Annotated in this window: 12 protein-coding genes and 1 tRNA gene; all 13 read right to left on the reverse strand. The window is 63.5% G+C overall.

Annotated features, from left to right (window positions below; genetic code table 11):
• Positions 1-106: 106 nt before the first annotated feature.
• On the reverse strand, positions 107-640 hold the full coding sequence (nusG, locus tag BMY12_RS19630) for a transcription termination/antitermination protein NusG (RefSeq protein WP_093289703.1): 534 nt from the start codon (positions 638-640) through the stop codon (positions 107-109).
• Positions 641-646: 6 nt separating this feature from the next.
• A complete protein-coding gene (gene secE / locus BMY12_RS19635) occupies positions 647-1036 on the reverse strand; it encodes a preprotein translocase subunit SecE (protein WP_093289704.1) in 390 nt (129 codons plus the stop codon).
• Between the two features lie 56 nt (positions 1037-1092).
• Positions 1093-1168, reverse strand: a tRNA-Trp gene (locus BMY12_RS19640).
• A gap of 109 nt (positions 1169-1277) precedes the next feature.
• Positions 1278-2471 carry an elongation factor Tu gene (tuf, locus tag BMY12_RS19645; protein ID WP_093287876.1) on the reverse strand — a complete coding sequence of 398 codons (1194 nt, stop codon included), beginning with the start codon at positions 2469-2471 and terminating at the stop codon, positions 1278-1280.
• A 90-nt stretch (positions 2472-2561) separates the two neighbouring features.
• Positions 2562-4673: an elongation factor G gene (gene fusA / locus BMY12_RS19650; protein WP_093289706.1), complete on the reverse strand. Its 2112-nt coding sequence runs from the start codon at positions 4671-4673 to the stop codon at positions 2562-2564.
• A gap of 63 nt (positions 4674-4736) precedes the next feature.
• Entirely contained in the window at positions 4737-5210 is a 474-nt protein-coding gene (gene rpsG, locus BMY12_RS19655; RefSeq protein WP_093289707.1) for a 30S ribosomal protein S7, read from the reverse strand.
• Positions 5211-5278: 68 nt separating this feature from the next.
• Entirely contained in the window at positions 5279-5683 is a 405-nt protein-coding gene (rpsL, locus tag BMY12_RS19660) for a 30S ribosomal protein S12 (protein WP_093289709.1), read from the reverse strand.
• 236 nt (positions 5684-5919) lie between these two features.
• Positions 5920-10185 (reverse strand): DNA-directed RNA polymerase subunit beta', encoded by a 4266-nt coding sequence (gene rpoC, locus BMY12_RS19665; protein ID WP_093289710.1) that lies wholly within the window; start codon positions 10183-10185, stop codon positions 5920-5922.
• 28 nt (positions 10186-10213) lie between these two features.
• Positions 10214-14362, reverse strand: a complete 4149-nt coding sequence (gene rpoB / locus BMY12_RS19670; protein ID WP_093289712.1) for a DNA-directed RNA polymerase subunit beta — start codon at positions 14360-14362, stop codon at positions 10214-10216.
• 191 nt (positions 14363-14553) lie between these two features.
• Positions 14554-14934 carry a 50S ribosomal protein L7/L12 gene (rplL, locus tag BMY12_RS19675; RefSeq protein WP_093289713.1) on the reverse strand — a complete coding sequence of 127 codons (381 nt, stop codon included), beginning with the start codon at positions 14932-14934 and terminating at the stop codon, positions 14554-14556.
• A gap of 51 nt (positions 14935-14985) precedes the next feature.
• The gene (gene rplJ / locus BMY12_RS19680) at positions 14986-15513 is read right to left on the reverse strand and encodes a 50S ribosomal protein L10 (RefSeq protein WP_093289715.1); all 528 of its coding nucleotides are present in this window, start codon (positions 15511-15513) and stop codon (positions 14986-14988) included.
• 237 nt (positions 15514-15750) lie between these two features.
• The gene (rplA, locus tag BMY12_RS19685) at positions 15751-16446 is read right to left on the reverse strand and encodes a 50S ribosomal protein L1 (RefSeq protein WP_093289716.1); all 696 of its coding nucleotides are present in this window, start codon (positions 16444-16446) and stop codon (positions 15751-15753) included.
• A 3-nt stretch (positions 16447-16449) separates the two neighbouring features.
• A complete protein-coding gene (gene rplK, locus BMY12_RS19690; protein WP_093289718.1) occupies positions 16450-16881 on the reverse strand; it encodes a 50S ribosomal protein L11 in 432 nt (143 codons plus the stop codon).
• Positions 16882-17068 lie beyond the last annotated feature (187 nt).

Genomic DNA, 17068 nt, shown 5'->3' on the forward strand with positions numbered 1-17068 from the left:
TGCGCCATCCCTGGCGCGACCGGCGTTCGGTGAGGACGCCCTGCCCGGCCATCCCTGGCCGGGCGTTCGCATTTTGGGAGTGCCATTCATGGCACTCCCAAAATGCTCACCCCTTCTCGACCTGGCTGAACTCGAGTTCCACGGGCGTGGAGCGCCCGAAGATCAGCACCGCCACGCGCAGGCGGTTCTTCTCGTAGTTGACCTCTTCGACCACACCCTGGAAGTCGGCAAACGGACCTTCCTTGACGCGGATCGACTCGCCCGGCTCGAACAGCGTCTTGGGCCGCGGCTTCTCCACGGACTCGGTGACGCGGTTCAGAATTTTTTCGGCTTCCTTGTCGGAAATCGGCGCCGGCTTGTCCGGCGTGCCGCCGATGAAGCCCATGACCTTGGGCGTGGACTTCACGAGGTGCCAGGTGTCCTCGTTCATTTCCATCTGCACCAGCACATAGCCGGGGAAGAACTTGCGCTCGGTCGTGCGCTTCACGCCTTCCTTGATCTCCACCACTTCTTCGGTGGGCACCAGGATTTCACCGAACTGCTCCTGCAGGCCGGCACGGTTGATGCGCTCCTTGAGCGCCTTCATCACCGAGTTTTCGTACTGGGAGTACGCGTGCACAACGTACCAACGCATGGCCATGGCCTTTTAGACTCCCCGCCCGGTCAGTTTTTCGACGATCCAGAGCAGACCGGAGTCCAGGCCCCAGAGCAGCAGCGCCATCACCAGTACCACCACCGCGATCATCAGCGTGGTCTGCACGCTTTCCTGACGCGTCGGCCAGACCACCTTGCGCAGCTCGACGCGCGAGCCGAGCACATAGCTCCACAGCTCCCGGCCCAGCGTGCTCTGGTAGGCCAGCGCCAGGCCGGCGGCCACGCCAACCAGCAGAATCAGGGTACGCACGAGGGCATTGAACTGCCCCTCGAAGTAGTAAAACGCAAACATGCCGCCGAGCAGTGCCACGGCAGCCGCAATCAGAAGCAACGAGTCCTTGGAGGACGAAGCTGCCTTCTGTTCAGTAGTTTGGACTTCCATGGACTCGTCTTGGGCGCCGCTGCGACATCGACAATGCGCCACTTCCTCGTGAGAAGTGGCAGGGCGAGAGGGTTTCGAACCCCCAACCTGCGGTTTTGGAGACCGCCGCTCTACCAGTTGAGCTATCGCCCTGTCGTGCCGGCACAAAGCCAAAAAGGGGCGCGGATTTTAGGGAATCCGCGCCGCCAAGTCAAAAATCGCGCCAGCCGGGAACGCCGGCCGGCGCGGCTCGAGCGGTTTTTTAGGCCAGGATCTTGGTGACGACGCCGGCGCCGACGGTACGGCCGCCCTCGCGGATGGCGAAGCGCACACCGTCTTCCATGGCGATCGGGCTGATCAGCTCCACCGTCATCTGCACGTTGTCACCCGGCATCACCATTTCCTGGCTGAACTGGATGCTGCCCGTCACGTCCGTGGTGCGGAAGTAGAACTGCGGACGATAGCCCTTGAAGAACGGCGTGTGACGGCCGCCCTCTTCCTTCGTCAGCACGTACACCTCGCCCTCAAACTTGGCGTGCGGCTTGATCGTGCCCGGCTTGCACAGCACCTGGCCGCGCTCCACGTCTTCCTTCTTCGTGCCGCGCAGCAGAATGCCCACGTTGTCGCCCGCCTGCCCCTGGTCCAGCAGCTTGCGGAACATCTCAACGCCCGTGACGATGGTCTTCTGCGTGTCGCGGATACCCACGATCTCCACTTCCTCGCCCACCTTCACGATGCCGCGCTCAATGCGGCCCGTCACCACCGTGCCGCGGCCCGAGATCGAGAACACGTCTTCGATCGGCAGCAGGAACGGCTTGTCCGTCTCGCGCTGCGGTTCCGGAATCCAGCTGTCCAGCGCGTCGTACAGCTCCTGCAGCTTGGCAACCCACTCCGCCTCGCCCGCAATCGCCTTCGTCGCCGAGCCACGGATCACCGGCGTGTTGTCGCCGTCAAAACCGTACTTGCTCAACAGGTCGCGCACTTCCATCTCGACCAGGTCCAGAAGCTCAGCGTCTTCCACCAGGTCGCACTTGTTCAGCCACACCACGATCTTCGGCACGTTCACCTGCTTGGCCAGCAGCACGTGCTCGCGCGTCTGCGGCATCGGGCCGTCCACCGCCGACACCACCAGAATCGCGCCGTCCATCTGCGCCGCGCCCGTGATCATGTTCTTCACGTAGTCGGCATGCCCAGGGCAGTCCACGTGCGCGTAGTGACGGCCCGCAGTCTCATATTCCACGTGCGAGGTCGCAATCGTCAGAATCTTCGTCGCATCGCGACGGCCCTGGCTCTCCGACGCCTTCGCCACCTGGTCGTAGGGCACGTACGTGCCACCAAACTTGTCCGACGACACCTTCGTCAATGCCGCCGTCGTCGTCGTCTTGCCGTGGTCCACGTGGCCAATCGTGCCCACGTTCACGTGCGGCTTCGTACGCTCAAACTTACCCTTTGCCATGATCCTCTACCTCGTAATTCGTGATTGGTGATTTGTGATTAGCAACTCGCGAGCGCCGATCTGGACGAATCAGCGCTCACGAATCACGAATCACGATTTCTTGGTCAGCGCGGCCGTGACCATGGCCGGCGCTTCCTGATACTTCTTGAACTCCATGGTGTAGGTCGCGCGACCCTGCGACATCGAACGCAGCGTGGTCGAGTAACCAAACATTTCCGAGAGCGGCACCTCGGCGCGGATGATCTTGGCGCCGTAGTTGTCGTCCATGCCCAGAATCACGCCGCGACGGCGATTGAGGTCGCCCATCACGTCGCCCATGTAGTCTTCGGGCGTTTCCACTTCCACGCCCATGATCGGCTCCAGGAGCACCGGGCCGGCCTTGGCGGCGCCGTCCTTGAAGCCCATCGAGCCGGCGATCTTGAACGCCATTTCGTTGGAGTCGACGTCGTGGTACGAACCGTCGAACACGGTGACCTTGATGTCCACCATGGGATAGCCGGCGACCACGCCGTTCTTCATGGCTTCGACGATGCCCTTGTCGATGGCCGGCACGTATTCCTTCGGAATCACGCCGCCGACGATGCCGTTGACGAACTCGTAGCTCTTGCCCGGCTCGCTGCGGTTCTCGTCGGTCAGCGGCTCGATGCGCAGCCAGCAATGGCCGTACTGGCCGCGACCGCCGGACTGGCGCACGAACTTGCCTTCCGACTCCACCTGGCGGCGGATCGTTTCGCGATAGGCCACCTGCGGCGCACCGACATTGGCCTCGACCTTGAACTCGCGCTTCATGCGGTCCACGAGGATTTCAAGGTGCAGCTCGCCCATGCCGGAGATGATGGTCTGGCCGGTTTCCTCGTCGGTCTTGACGCGGAACGAAGGATCTTCCTGGGCCAGCTTGTTCAGCGCGATGCCCATCTTTTCCTGGTCGGCCTTGGTCTTCGGCTCCACGGCCTGGCTGATCACCGGCTCGGGGAACTCCATGCGCTCGAGCACGACCGGCTTGTCGGAAGAAGCGAGCGTGGTGCCCGTATAGACTTCCTTGAGGCCGACGCAGGCGGCGATGTCGCCGGCGCGCACTTCGTCGATTTCCTGGCGCTCGTTGGCGTGCATCTGCACCAGACGGCCGATGCGCTCGCTCTTGCCACTGCGCGAGTTGTAGACGCTGTCGCCCTTCTTCAGCACGCCCGAGTAGACGCGGATGAAGGTCAGCTGGCCGACGAAGGGGTCGGTCATGATCTTGAAGCCGAGCGCGGAGAAGGGCTCGTTGTCATCAGCGTGACGCTCGACCGGCTCGCCGGTTTCAGCGTCTTCGCCCTTGATCGCGGGCACTTCGGTGGGCGAGGGCAGATACTCGATGACCGCATCGAGCATGGCCTGCACGCCCTTGTTCTTGAACGCCGAGCCGCAGAGCATCGGGAAGATTTCGAGCGCAATGGTGCGCTGGCGCAGCGCGGCCTTGATCTCGGTCTCGGAGAGGTCACCCTCTTCGAGATACTTGTTCATCAGCTCTTCGGAGGCTTCGGCGGCGGCCTCGACCATCTTCTCACGCCATTCCTTGGCGCTCGCGACGAGCTCGGCGGGGATTTCGCCGTATTCGAACTTCATGCCCTGGGAAGCTTCGTCCCAGATGATCGCCTTCATCTTGATGAGGTCGACCACGCCCTGGAACTTGTCCTCGGCACCGATGGGGATGACGATGGGCACCGGATTGGCGCGCAGCTTCTCCTTCATCTGCTTGTAGACCTTGAAGAAGTCGGCGCCGGTGCGGTCCATCTTGTTGACGAAGGCCAGACGCGGCACGCCGTACTTGGTGGCCTGACGCCACACGGTCTCGGACTGCGGCTGCACACCGCCCACGGCGCAGTACAGCATGCAGGCGCCGTCGAGCACACGCATGGAGCGTTCGACTTCGATGGTGAAGTCCACGTGCCCCGGGGTGTCGATGATGTTGATGCGGTGCTGCTCGAACTGGTTGCCCATGCCACGCCAGAACGTGGTGGTGGCCGCCGAGGTGATGGTGATGCCGCGCTCCTGCTCCTGCTCCATCCAGTCCATGGTGGCGGCGCCATCATGAACTTCGCCCAGCTTGTGATTCACGCCCGTGTAGAACAGGACGCGCTCGGTGGTGGTGGTCTTGCCGGCGTCGATGTGCGCGGAAATACCGATGTTGCGGTAGCGCTCAATGGGCGTCGTGCGGGCCATGGCAGTGCTCGGTTGGTGGCTGGACCTCCTTAAATGGGGTCGGCCACGGATGGATGAAAGGTCTTACCAGCGGAAATGGGCGAAGGCCTTGTTGGCTTCGGCCATCTTGTGGGTGTCTTCGCGCTTCTTCACGGCGGCGCCGCGATGCTCCGAGGCATCGATCAGCTCGCCGGCGAGGCGGCTTTCCATGCCCTGCTCACCGCGCGCGGAAGCGGCGGCGAGAACCCAGCGCATGGCCAGCGTGGTGCGACGGGAGGCGCGGACTTCAACGGGCACCTGGTAGGTGGCACCACCGACGCGACGCGACTTGACCTCGACGGTCGGCGCCACGTTTTCGAACGCGAGCTGCAGCAGCTCGACCGGCGCTTCCACCTTCTTCTTGGTGGCGATCTGTTCCAGGGCGCCGTAAACGATCTTTTCGGCGACGGACTTCTTGCCGCTCTCCATGACCATGTTCACGAACTTGGACACCAGTTCGCTCTTGTACTTGGGGTCGGGAAGAACCTTGCGGATTTCCGGCTTGCGACGACGAGACATGTTGAATCCTTGATGTGATCTTCAGGCGCGGAATTGCGCCTTACTCGGGCCCTGATCAGGGCCCGCTCTTACTTCTTCTTGCCCGCGGCCGGGGCAGCGCCCGCCTTGGGACGCTTGGCGCCGTACTTGGAACGGCTCTGACGGCGCTTGTCGATGCCCGCGCAGTCCAGCGCACCGCGAACGGTGTGGTAGCGGACGCCGGGAAGATCTTTGACACGGCCGCCGCGAATCATGACCACCGAATGCTCCTGCAGATTGTGGCCTTCGCCACCGATGTAGGAGATCACTTCGAAACCGTTGGTCAGACGCACTTTGCAGACTTTGCGCAGTGCCGAGTTCGGCTTCTTGGGGGTCGTGGTGTAGACGCGGGTGCAAACGCCGCGCTTCTGCGGCGAGCCGGTGAGCGCAGGCACCTTGCTCTTATCGGCGGCAACGGAGCGGCCTTTGCGCACTAACTGGTTGACTGTTGGCACGTTGGAACTTCCCGGCTTGACAAAGAAAAGACAGCTGACCTCTGGGTCGGCTGTCGGGAAAGGGCGCGCATCATAAAGGCCGGCACTGGCAGAGTCAACGACAAAGGCGTGACTTTTGCGCAGGGCAGGCGCGATGAACGCGCCGCACTGGAGTGATGACACAAAACCCCGGCCGGAGGGCCGGGGTTTTGCTTGCTGCAAAAACAACTTCCTTGGGTTAAGGACTGCGAACCGCCTCAGTCCTCGCCGCCCTCTTCAGCCGGCTCCTCGCCGCCTTCGGCATCGGCATCGCCGCCGGCCGGCTGGGCACGGCTGGCTAGGCGATCGCCGGCGGTGGCTTCGAAGCTGCCCGTGGAGGACAGGGCCGAGGCCTGCAGCTCGGCCAGCAGGCTGCCGCCACGCTGCTTGCGGCGCTGCTCGTGGTAGGCCAGACCCGTACCAGCCGGGATCAGACGGCCGACGATCACGTTTTCCTTCAGGCCACGCAGCTCGTCGCGCGAGCCGCGCACCGAGGCTTCGGTGAGCACGCGGGTGGTTTCCTGGAACGAGGCCGCCGAGATGAAGCTCTCGGTGGACAGCGAGGCCTTGGTGATGCCCAGCAACTGGCGCTCGAAACGCGCGCCACGCTCGCCCTTGCCGGCCAGACGCTTGTTCTCGGCCAGCACCTGGAAGATTTCCACCTGCTCGCCCTGCAGGAACTTGGAATCGCCCGACTCGGTGATCTCCACCTTGCGCAGCATCTGCCGCACGATGGTTTCGATGTGCTTGTCGTTGATCTTCACGCCCTGCAGGCGATAGACGTCCTGGATTTCCTTGACCAGGTAATTGGCCAGGGCGGTGACGCCCTGCAGGCGCAGGATGTCGTGCGGGCTGGGCTCACCATCGGAGATGATTTCGCCCTGCTCCACGTGCTCACCTTCGAACACGCGGATTTCCACCCACTTCGGCACCAGGATTTCGGCCTCGGAGCCGTCGGCGCGGACGATCTTGATGCGCTGCTTGCCCTTGGTGCCGGTACCGAACTTGATGGTGCCGGTGGTCTCGGCGAGCACCGCCGGTTCCTTGGGCTTGCGCGCCTCGAAGAGGTCGGCCACACGCGGCAGACCGCCGGTGATGTCGCGCGACTTGGAGGCTTCCTGCGGGATACGGGCGATGGTGCCGCCCACGCCCACTTCGTCGCCGTCTTCCACCGCCACGATCGCCTTCGGCGGCAGGGTGTAGGCCGCCGGGATGTCGGTGCCCGGGAAGCTCAGCTGCTTGCCCTTGGCATCGACCAGGATGATGGTCGGCTTCAGGTCCTTGGCCGCCGAACCACGCGCCTTGGCTTCGGTCACCACGCGGGTGGACACGCCGGTCAGCGGGTCGGTCTCGCGGGTCACGGTCAGGCCTTCGGTGAAGTCCTGCAGTTTCACGAAGCCGGACAGCTCGGTGACGATCGGGTGGGTATGCGGGTCCCACTTGGCCAGCCGGGTACCGCCCTTCACCTCGTCGCCGTCCTTGACCAGGATGGTGGCGCCGTAGGGGATCTTGTAGCGCTCGCGCTCGCGGCCGTTGGCGTCGATGACGCCGATTTCGCCGGAGCGGCTGACCGCCACCAGATGCCCGTCCTTGTTGGTGACGGTCTTGAGGTTGTGCACGCGCACCGTGCCGGCCGCGCGCGAATCCACGCCATCGGCCGAGGCCGCACGCGAGGCGGCGCCACCGACGTGGAAGGTACGCATGGTCAGCTGCGTGCCGGGCTCACCGATGGACTGCGCGGCGATCACGCCCACGGCCTCACCGATGTTGACGCGATGGCCACGGGCCAGATCGCGGCCGTAGCAGGCGGCGCAGACACCGAAGGGCAGCTCGCAGGTGATCGGCGAACGCACCCAGATTTCGTCGATGGAGTTCTTCTCCAGGACGTCGGCCCACTTCTCGTCGATCATGGTGCCGGACGGGATCACGACTTCATCCGTGCCCGGCTTGTGCGCATCGCGCAGCACCACGCGGCCCAGCACGCGGTCGCGCAGGGCTTCGAGCACGTCGCCGCCTTCCACGATCGGCATCATGAGCAGACCCTGCTCGGTGCCGCAGTCCTGGCCGGTGACCACCATGTCCTGCGCCACGTCCACCAGACGACGGGTCAGATAACCCGAGTTGGCGGTCTTGAGCGCGGTATCGGCAAGACCCTTACGCGCACCGTGGGTGGAGATGAAGTACTGGTTGACGTTCAGGCCTTCGCGGAAGTTGGCGGTGATCGGCGTTTCGATGATCGAGCCGTCCGGCTTGGCCATCAGGCCGCGCATGCCGGCCAGCTGACGGATCTGCGCCTGGCTACCACGGGCGCCGGAGTCGGCCATCATGAACACCGAGTTGAAGCTCGGCTGCTTGACCGCCTTGCCATCGCGGGTGGTGGCGGCTTCGGAGCCGATACGCACCATCATCGCCTTGGAGATGTCGTCGTTGGCGCGCGACCAGATGTCGATCACGCGGTTCTTGCGCTCGCCACCGGTGGTCAGACCCTGGTTGTACTCGGCGTCGACCTCTTTGACCTTCTCTTCGGCCTGTTCGAGGATCTTGGCCTTCTCTTCCGGGATGATGATGTCGTCCAGGCAGAAGCTGATGCCGGCCTTGGTCGACATGCGGAAGCCCGTGTACATCATCTGGTCGGCGAAGATCACCGTGTCCTTCGTGCCGCAGCGGCGGTACACGTAGTTGATGACGCGGCTGATCTCTTTCTTGGTCAGGGTCTTGTTGATGACCGAGAGCGGCACCTTGGCCGGCAGCACTTCCGACAGCAGGGCGCGGCCGGTGGTGGTGTCCACCAGATGGAACAGTTCTTCGCCGGCTTCGGTGTAGTCACGCAGGCGGACCTTGATCTTGGCCTGCAGATCGATGATGCCGGACTCGTAGGCGCGATGCACTTCAGCGACGTCGCTGAACACCATGCCCTCGCCGTCGGCGCCGACGCGCTCACGGCTCATCCAGTACAGACCGAGCACCACGTCCTGCGACGGCACGATGATCGGATCGCCGGAGGCCGGCGACAGGATGTTGTTGGTGGACATCATCAGCACGCGCGCTTCCAGCTGCGCCTCCAGCGACAGCGGCACGTGCACAGCCATCTGGTCGCCGTCGAAGTCGGCGTTGAAGGCGGTGCAGACCAGCGGGTGCAGGTTGATGGCCTTGCCTTCGATCAGCAGCGGCTCGAAAGCCTGGATGCCGAGACGGTGCAGGGTCGGCGCGCGGTTGAGCAGCACCGGATGTTCCTTGATGCACTCTTCCAGCGCGTCCCACACCGCCGGCTCTTCGCGCTCCACCATCTTCTTGGCGGCCTTGATCGTCGTGGCGATGCCCAGACGCTGCAGGCGCGAGAACACGAAGGGCTTGAACAGCTCCAGCGCCATCTTCTTGGGCAGACCGCACTGGTGCAGCTTCAGGGTCGGGCCGACCACGATGACCGAACGGCCGGAGTAGTCGACGCGCTTGCCGAGCAGGTTCTGACGGAAGCGGCCCTGCTTGCCCTTGATCATGTCGGCGAGCGACTTGAGCGGGCGCTTGTTGGTGCCGGTGATCGCGCGGCCGCGACGGCCGTTGTCGATCAGCGCATCCACCGACTCCTGCAGCATGCGCTTTTCGTTGCGCACGATGATGTCCGGCGCCGACAGTTCCAGCAGGCGCTTGAGACGGTTGTTGCGGTTGATGACGCGGCGGTACAGATCGTTGAGATCGGAGGTCGCGAAGCGGCCGCCGTCCAGCGGCACCAGCGGACGCAGGTCCGGCGGCAGCACCGGCAGCACGGTGAGAATCATCCACTCCGGCTTGTTGCCGGAGGCGATGAAGTACTCGATCAGCTTCAGGCGCTTGGCCAGCTTCTTGATCTTCGTCTCGGAGCTGGTGGTGTTGAGCTCTTCGCGCAGGCGCGCGGCCTCGGTCTGCAGGTCGATGCCGTGCAGCAGGTCGCGGATCGCCTCGGCGCCCATGCGGGCGTCGAAGTCATCGCCGTGCTGCTCCACCGAGTTGAGGTAATCCTCTTCGGTCAGCAATTGGCCGCGTTCCAGCGGGGTGAGGCCCGGATCGACCACGATGTGGGCTTCGAAATACAGCACGCGCTCGATGGCGCGCAGCGGCATGTCGAGCAGCAGGCCGATACGGCTCGGCAGCGACTTCAAAAACCAGATGTGCGCGACCGGCGAGGCCAGGTCGATATGGCCCATGCGCTCGCGGCGCACCTTGGCCACGGTCACTTCCACGCCGCACTTCTCGCAGACCACGCCGCGGTGCTTGAGGCGCTTGTACTTGCCGCACAGGCACTCGTAGTCCTTGATCGGCCCGAAGATCTTGGCGCAGAACAGGCCGTCACGCTCGGGCTTGAAGGTGCGGTAGTTGATGGTCTCCGGCTTCTTGACCTCGCCGTAGGACCAGGACCGCACCGTCTCCGGGGAGGCGAGGCCGATCTTGATGGCGTCGAAGTCCTCGGCTTCCTCGGGATTGCGGATCAGATTGAAAAAGTCTTTCATCGAATACTCCTGATTCCTTCGCGTCCGCTTACTGGTTCTGTTCCAGCTCGATGTTCAGACCGATCGAGCGGATTTCCTTGACCAGCACGTTGAACGACTCGGGCATGCCCGCCACCATGCGGTGGTCGCCATCGACGATGGACTTGTACATACGGGTGCGGCCGTTGGTGTCGTCGGACTTCACCGTCAGCATTTCCTGCAGGGTGTAGGCCGCGCCGTAGGCTTCCAGCGCCCAGACTTCCATTTCGCCGAAGCGCTGACCGCCGAACTGCGCCTTGCCACCCAGCGGCTGCTGCGTGACCAGCGAGTACGGACCGGTGGAACGCGCGTGCATCTTGTCGTCCACCAGGTGGTTGAGCTTGAGCATGTACATGTAGCCGACGGTGACCTTGCGCGCGAACTGCTCGCCGGTACGGCCGTCGGTGAGCTGCGCCTGACCGCTGCGCGGCAGACCGGCCAGCTCCAGCAGTGCCTTGATCTCTTCCTCGGCGGCGCCGTCGAACACCGGCGTGGACACCGGCAGACCACCGGTCAGGTTCCTGGCCAGGTTGATCACTTCGACATCGGTCAGATCGTCGACATCGACGTCGGCCTTGCCGCCGGTCTTGTTGTAGACCACGTCCAGGTACTTGCGCAGCTCGGCCACCGACTTCTGCTGCTGCAGCATCTGGTCGATCTTCTTGCCGATGCCCTTGGCAGCCCAGCCCAGATGCACTTCCAGCAGCTGGCCGATGTTCATACGCGAGGGCACGCCCAGCGGATTGAGCACGATGTCGACCGGCGTGCCGTCTTCCATGTGCGGCATGTCTTCCACCGGCACGATCTGGCTGATCACGCCCTTGTTGCCGTGGCGGCCGGCCATCTTGTCGCCCGGCTGGATGCGGCGCTTCACGGCCAGGTAGACCTTGACCATCTTCAGCACGCCCGGGGACAGCTCATCGCCCGACTGGATCTTGCGCTTCTTGTCCTCGAAGCGCTTGTCGAACTCCGAGCGCATGTCGCGCAGCTGCTTGTTGGCGGCTTCCAGCTGGTTCTGGACTTCGTCCTCGGCGAGGCGGATTTCAAACCACTTCTCGCGCTCGATGGAATCCAGGTACTCGGCGTCGACCTTGGCGCCCTTCTTCAGCTTGTTGGGACCACCGTCGGCGGTCTTGCCGAGCAGGATCTTGCGCAGACGATCATAGATGTCGTCCTCGAAGATGCGCTGCTGGTCGGCGAGGTCCTTGCGCACCGCGGCGAGTTCGCTCTCTTCGATGGACAGCGCGCGCTTGTCCTTCTTCACGCCTTCGCGGGTGAACACGCGCACGTCGATCACCGTGCCGTCCATGCCGGCCGGCACGCGCAGCGAGGTGTCCTTCACGTCGGAAGCCTTCTCGCCGAAGATCGCGCGCAGCAGCTTCTCTTCCGGGGTCAGCTGGGTTTCGCCCTTGGGCGTGACCTTGCCGCAGAGCAGATCGCCGGCCTTGACCTCGGCGCCGATGTAGACGATGCCCGACTCATCGAGCTTGCGCAGGGCCTGCTCGTTGACGTTGGGGATGTCGGCGGTGATTTCCTCGGGCCCGAGCTTGGTTTCGCGGGCCACGCAGGTGAGTTCTTCGATGTGGATCGTGGTGAAACGATCTTCCTCGACCACGCGCTCGGAGATCAGGATCGAGTCTTCGAAGTTGTAGCCGTTCCAGGGCATGAACGCGATCAGCATGTTCTGACCCAGCGCCAGCTCACCCAGATCGGTCGAAGGACCGTCGGCCACCACGTCACCGCGCGCGATCTTGTCGCCCGGGCGCACGATGGGCTTCTGGTTGATGCAGGTGTTCTGGTTGGAACGGACGTACTTGACCAGGTTGTAGATGTCCACGCCCGCTTCGCCGGCCACCGTCTCCTCGTCGTTGACGCGGATCACGATACGCGCGGCGTCGACCTTCTCCACCACGCCGCCACGGCGCGCCTGGATGGCGTTGCCGGAGTCCACGGCCACGCGACGCTCGATGCCGGTGCCCACCAGGGGCTTGTCGGCGCGCAGCGTCGGCACCGCCTGACGCTGCATGTTCGAACCCATCAGCGCGCGGTTGGCGTCGTCGTGCTCCAGGAACGGAATCAGCGCGGCGGCCACCGACACGATCTGGCGCGGCGAGACGTCCATGTACTGCACCTTGTCCGGCGCGGTCATGGTGAATTCGTTCTGGAAACGCACCGAGACCAGATCGGTCTTGAAGCGGTTGCCGGCATCGAGTTCGGCGTTGGCCTGGGCGATGACGTAGCGGCCTTCTTCGATGGCCGACAGGTAGTCGACCTGATCGCTGACCACGCCGTCGGTAACCTTGCGGTAGGCGGTTTCGAGGAAGCCGTACTCGTTGGTACGCGCATAGCAGGCCAGCGAGTTGATCAGACCGATGTTCGGACCTTCCGGCGTTTCAATCGGGCAGACGCGGCCGTAGTGCGTGGGATGCACGTCGCGCACTTCGAAGCCGGCGCGCTCGCGGGTCAGACCACCCGGGCCGAGGGCCGACACGCGACGCTTGTGCGTGACTTCCGACAGCGGGTTGTTCTGGTCCATGAACTGCGACAGCTGCGAGGAGCCGAAGAACTCCTTGATCGCGGCCGACACCGGCTTTGCATTGATGAGGTCCTGCGGCGTGAGGTTTTCCGCCTCGGCCAGGGCCAGGCGCTCACGCACCGCGCGCTCCACGCGCACCAGACCGGTACGGAACACGTTCTCGGTCATTTCGCCCACCGCACGGATGCGTCGGTTGCCGAGATGGTCGATATCGTCGGTCTGCTGCTCACCGTTGCGGATCGCGATGATCTCGCGGATCACGTCAATGATGTCGGAATGCTCGCGGCCGTACTTGGCGTAGAGATCCTTGGAGAACTCGTCGTTGAACTTGGAGAACAGCTCGCCGTCGTAAACCACGCCCGGGCCTTCGACGGTGTCGCGGCGCAGGCGGCGGTTGAACTTCATGCGGCCCACGGCGGAGAGGTCGTACTTCTCGGGCGAGAAGAACATGCCGTGGAACAGCTGTTCGGCGGCGTCCTTGGTGGGCGGCTCGCCGGGGCGCATCATGCGATAGATTTCGACCAGGGCTTCGAGCTTGGTCTTGGTCGGATCGATGTTGAGCGTGGTGGACACGTACGGACCCTTGTCCACGTCGTTGACGTAGAGGGTCGGCAGCTGCTTGATGCCGGACTCGCGCAGCTTGGCCAGCAGGTTCTGCGTGACTTCGCTGTTGGCGGCGGCGAGGATCTCGCCGGTGCCGGTGGCCACCAGATCACGCGCGATGGTCTTGCCGACCAGATAGCTGTCGGGCACGTGCAGGCGCTTGAGGCCGGCCTCGGCGATCATCTTGATGTGACGCGCCGTGATCAGCTTGCCCTCTTCCACCAGGGTCTTGCCGTCGGCCACGATGTCGAACTGCGCCTTCTCGCCCTTCAGGCGTTCCGGAATCAGTTCCAGGCTGGCGCCGTCGCTCTCCAGGGTGAACAGGTTCTGCTCGTGGAACATCGCGAGCATCTGTTCGTTGTTGTAGCCCAGGGCGCGCAGCACGATGGTCACCGGCAGCTTGCGGCGACGGTCGATACGGGCGAACAGGTTGTCCTTCGGGTCGAACTCGAAGTCCAGCCAGGAGCCACGGTAGGGAATGATGCGGGCGCTGTACAGCAGCTTGCCCGAGCTGTGGGTCTTGCCCTTGTCGTGATCGAAGAACACGCCGGGCGAGCGATGCAGCTGGCTGACCACCACGCGCTCGGTGCCGTTGATGATGAAGGTGCCGTGGCCGGTCATCAGCGGCACTTCGCCGAGATAGACCTCCTGCTCACGCACGTCCTTCACGCGCTTTTCCTTCGACTCGCGGTCGAAGATCACCAGACGCACGGTGACTTTCAGCGGCGCGGCGTAGGTCATGCCGCGCACGCGGCATTCCTTTTCGTCGAACGGCGGTTCGTCGAAACGGTACTTCACGAACTCCAGGGCGGCGGCGCCGTTGTACGACACCATCGGAAACACCGACTTGAACGAGGCCTGCAGGCCCAGGGCCTTGCGCTTGGCCGGTTGCGTCTCCGCCTGCAGGAACTGCCGGTAAGAATCGATCTGCGTCGCCAGCAGATAAGGAATTTCCAGCGTTTCCTTCAGCTTGCTGAAGTCCTTGCGGATGCGCTTTTTCTCGGTGAACGAGTAGGCCATCGGTTACCTCTTGCTGTCAGATGCGCTTTCGCGCTTCGAAAAACACACACGTCTGGCTGCTGCTTTTGCCACGGCCAGACGTCTGGGTTTTTCCCTTGCGTCTCTAGCGGCGAAAGGCCGGGGGCTTTGCCGCCCCCAGCCTTTGCCACCACACTACGAAGTTGCCTTCGAATGCAATGCGTCGGGTCGCCTTACTTGAGCTCGACCTTGCCGCCCGCTTCTTCCAGCTTCTTCTTGATGTCGTCGGCGGTCTTCTTGTCGACGCCTTCCTTGACGGTCTGCGGCGCGCCTTCGACCAGGTCCTTGGCTTCCTTCAGGCCCAGACCGGTGATTTCGCGCACGACCTTGATCGCGTTGACCTTCTTGGCCGCGTCGATAGCGGCGAGCACGACCGTGAACTCGGTCTTCTCTTCCACCGGGGCCGCAGCGGCGGCCGGGCCAGCGGCGGCGGCAACCGCCACCGGGGCGGCGGCGGACACGCCGAACTTGTCTTCGATCATCTTGACCAGATCAACCAGGTCCAGCACGGACAGGTTGGCGATGCCGTCAAGGATTTCTTCCTTCGATGCCATTGCTATTACTCCAAAAATTAAAAGTGTGGAAAGCCTAACTGTGGAAGTGTCTTAGCCAGCCTGCTTGGCGTCGGCCACGGCCTTGACGGCGCGTGCAGCCTTGGCGGCAGGTTCGGCCAGGGTGCGAGCCAGCTTGGTGACCGGTGCCTTGATGACGCCGGCGAGCATGGCCAGAGCCTGCTCGCGGGTCGGCATCGAGGCCAGACGTTCGATGTCCTTGGCCCCGTAGAGGGTGCCGCCGACCGCGATCGCCTTGACCACCAGCTTGTCGTTGTCCTTCGCGAAGTCCTTGATGACGCGACCCACCGAACCCGGATCCTCGAGCGAGAAACCCAGAACCAGCGGACCGACCAGCGCAGGCTGCAGGCACTCAAACTCGGTGCCTTCAACCGCACGGGCTGCCAGCGTGTTCTTCACCACGTGCAGATAGACGCCGTTTTCACGGGCCTTCGTGCGCAGGATGTCGAACTTGCCAGCCGTCAGGCCACGGTATTCGGCAGCCACTGCCGAGTACGCGCGCTTGGCGACTTCGTTCACTTCCGCAACCAGGGCCTTCTTGTCATCCAGCCTCAGAGCCATCTGAACTAACTCCTAGTTGCCTCAAAAACGGTTTCTTGCGAAACCGACCTATCTGCGTCAGCGGCTGGCGAACCAGCCTTTAATGCGCCCTTGCCTGTTGCTGCTTGCGGCTCGGGAACCACTGACGGTCTTCGATGTGAGGCTGACGCCACACTTCAAAGTTCTTTTGTGTGCCGGCTGATCCGTGATTGGCAAAACCGCTTTGCTCATCACGAATCACCCGTCACGAATCACGCTTCACTCCGGCAGCGAACCCACATCGACCCGCACGCCCGGGCCCATGGTGGTGGAGAGGGTCACCTTCTTGATGTAGATGCCCTTGCTGCTGGACGGCTTGGCCTTGCGCACATCGCGCACGACCGCCACCAGGTTGTCCTTGATCTTGTCCACTTCGAAATCGGCGGCGGCGATCGAGCAGTGCAGGATACCGGCCTTGTCGGTGCGGAACTTGGCCATACCGGCCTTGGCGTTCTTGACTGCAGACACCACGTCGGCGGTCACGGTGCCGGTCTTCGGGTTCGGCATCAGGCCGCGCGGGCCCAGCACCTGGCCCAGCGAACCGACCACGCGCATCGCGGCGGGTTCGGCGATGACGACCTGATAGCTCAGATCGCCTTCCTTCATCTTGGCGGCGAGGTCGTCCATGCCCACGGCGTCGGCACCGGCGGCCTTGGCTTCCTCTGCCTTGGCCCCCTGCGCGAACACCGCCACGCGCACGCTCTTGCCGTTGCCGTGCGGCAGCACGGTGGAGCCGCGCACGTTCTGGTCGGACTTCTTGGCGTCGATGCCGAGATTGATCGCCATGTCCACCGATTCCTTGAACTTGGCGGTGGCGCATTCCTTGACCAGCTTGATGGCCTCATCCAGCGTGTAAACCTTGCCCGGGGCGACCTTGGCGGCCAGGGCCTTCTGCTTCTTGGTGATCTTCGCCATGGCTTACTTCTCCACCACTTCGATGCCCATCGAACGGGCAGAACCGGCGATCAGGCGGCAGGCCGCTTCCATGCTGCCGGCGTTGAGGTCGGGCATCTTCACCTTGGCGATGTCCTCAACCTGCTTCTTGGTGATCTTGCCCACCTTCTTGGTGTGCGGCGTCGGCGAACCGGACTCGATGCCGGCAGCCTTCTTGATCAGCACCGTCGCCGGCGCGGTCTTGGTGATGAAGGTGAAGGAACGGTCGGAATAGACCGTGATCACCACCGGCGTCGGAATGCCGGGTTCGAGCTTCTGCGTATGCGCGTTGAACTGCTTGCAGAACTCCATGATGTTGACGCCGTTCTGACCGAGCGCCGGACCGACCGGCGGCGCCGGATTGGCCTTGCCTGCAGGAATCTGCAGCTTGATGTAGGCCTGTACCTTCTTTGCCATGTGCTACTCCGTTATGGGTGCTGACGCCTTGTTAGGGCTCCCCGGGGTTTCGAGCTCAACGCGGCTGCGCTGGACTCGTCCAAAAAACTTCTGGCGCCATCCCTGGCGCGACCGGCGTTCGGTGAGGACGCCCTGCCCGGCCATCCCTGGCCGGGCGTTCGCATTTTGGGAGTGCCATTCATGGCAC

It is taken from the genome of Solimonas aquatica, from assembly GCF_900111015.1.
Lineage (GTDB): Bacteria > Pseudomonadota > Gammaproteobacteria > Nevskiales > Nevskiaceae > Solimonas > Solimonas aquatica.

Excerpts from the sequence above, each read along its gene's own strand:
- rpoC (WP_093289710.1), bottom strand. The coding sequence starts at position 10,185 with ATGAAAGACTTTTTCAATCTGATCCGCAATCCCGAGGAAGCCGAGGAC.
- nusG (WP_093289703.1), bottom strand. The coding sequence starts at position 640 with ATGGCCATGCGTTGGTACGTTGTGCACGCGTACTCCCAGTACGAAAAC.
- rplJ (WP_093289715.1), bottom strand. The coding sequence starts at position 15,513 with ATGGCTCTGAGGCTGGATGACAAGAAGGCCCTGGTTGCGGAAGTGAAC.
- rpsG (WP_093289707.1), bottom strand. The coding sequence starts at position 5,210 with ATGTCTCGTCGTCGCAAGCCGGAAATCCGCAAGGTTCTTCCCGACCCC.
- rplL (WP_093289713.1), bottom strand. The coding sequence starts at position 14,934 with ATGGCATCGAAGGAAGAAATCCTTGACGGCATCGCCAACCTGTCCGTG.
- secE (WP_093289704.1), bottom strand. The coding sequence starts at position 1,036 with ATGGAAGTCCAAACTACTGAACAGAAGGCAGCTTCGTCCTCCAAGGAC.
- fusA (WP_093289706.1), bottom strand. The coding sequence starts at position 4,673 with ATGGCCCGCACGACGCCCATTGAGCGCTACCGCAACATCGGTATTTCC.
- rpoB (WP_093289712.1), bottom strand. The coding sequence starts at position 14,362 with ATGGCCTACTCGTTCACCGAGAAAAAGCGCATCCGCAAGGACTTCAGC.
- rplA (WP_093289716.1), bottom strand. The coding sequence starts at position 16,446 with ATGGCGAAGATCACCAAGAAGCAGAAGGCCCTGGCCGCCAAGGTCGCC.
- rplK (WP_093289718.1), bottom strand. The coding sequence starts at position 16,881 with ATGGCAAAGAAGGTACAGGCCTACATCAAGCTGCAGATTCCTGCAGGC.
- tuf (WP_093287876.1), bottom strand. The coding sequence starts at position 2,471 with ATGGCAAAGGGTAAGTTTGAGCGTACGAAGCCGCACGTGAACGTGGGC.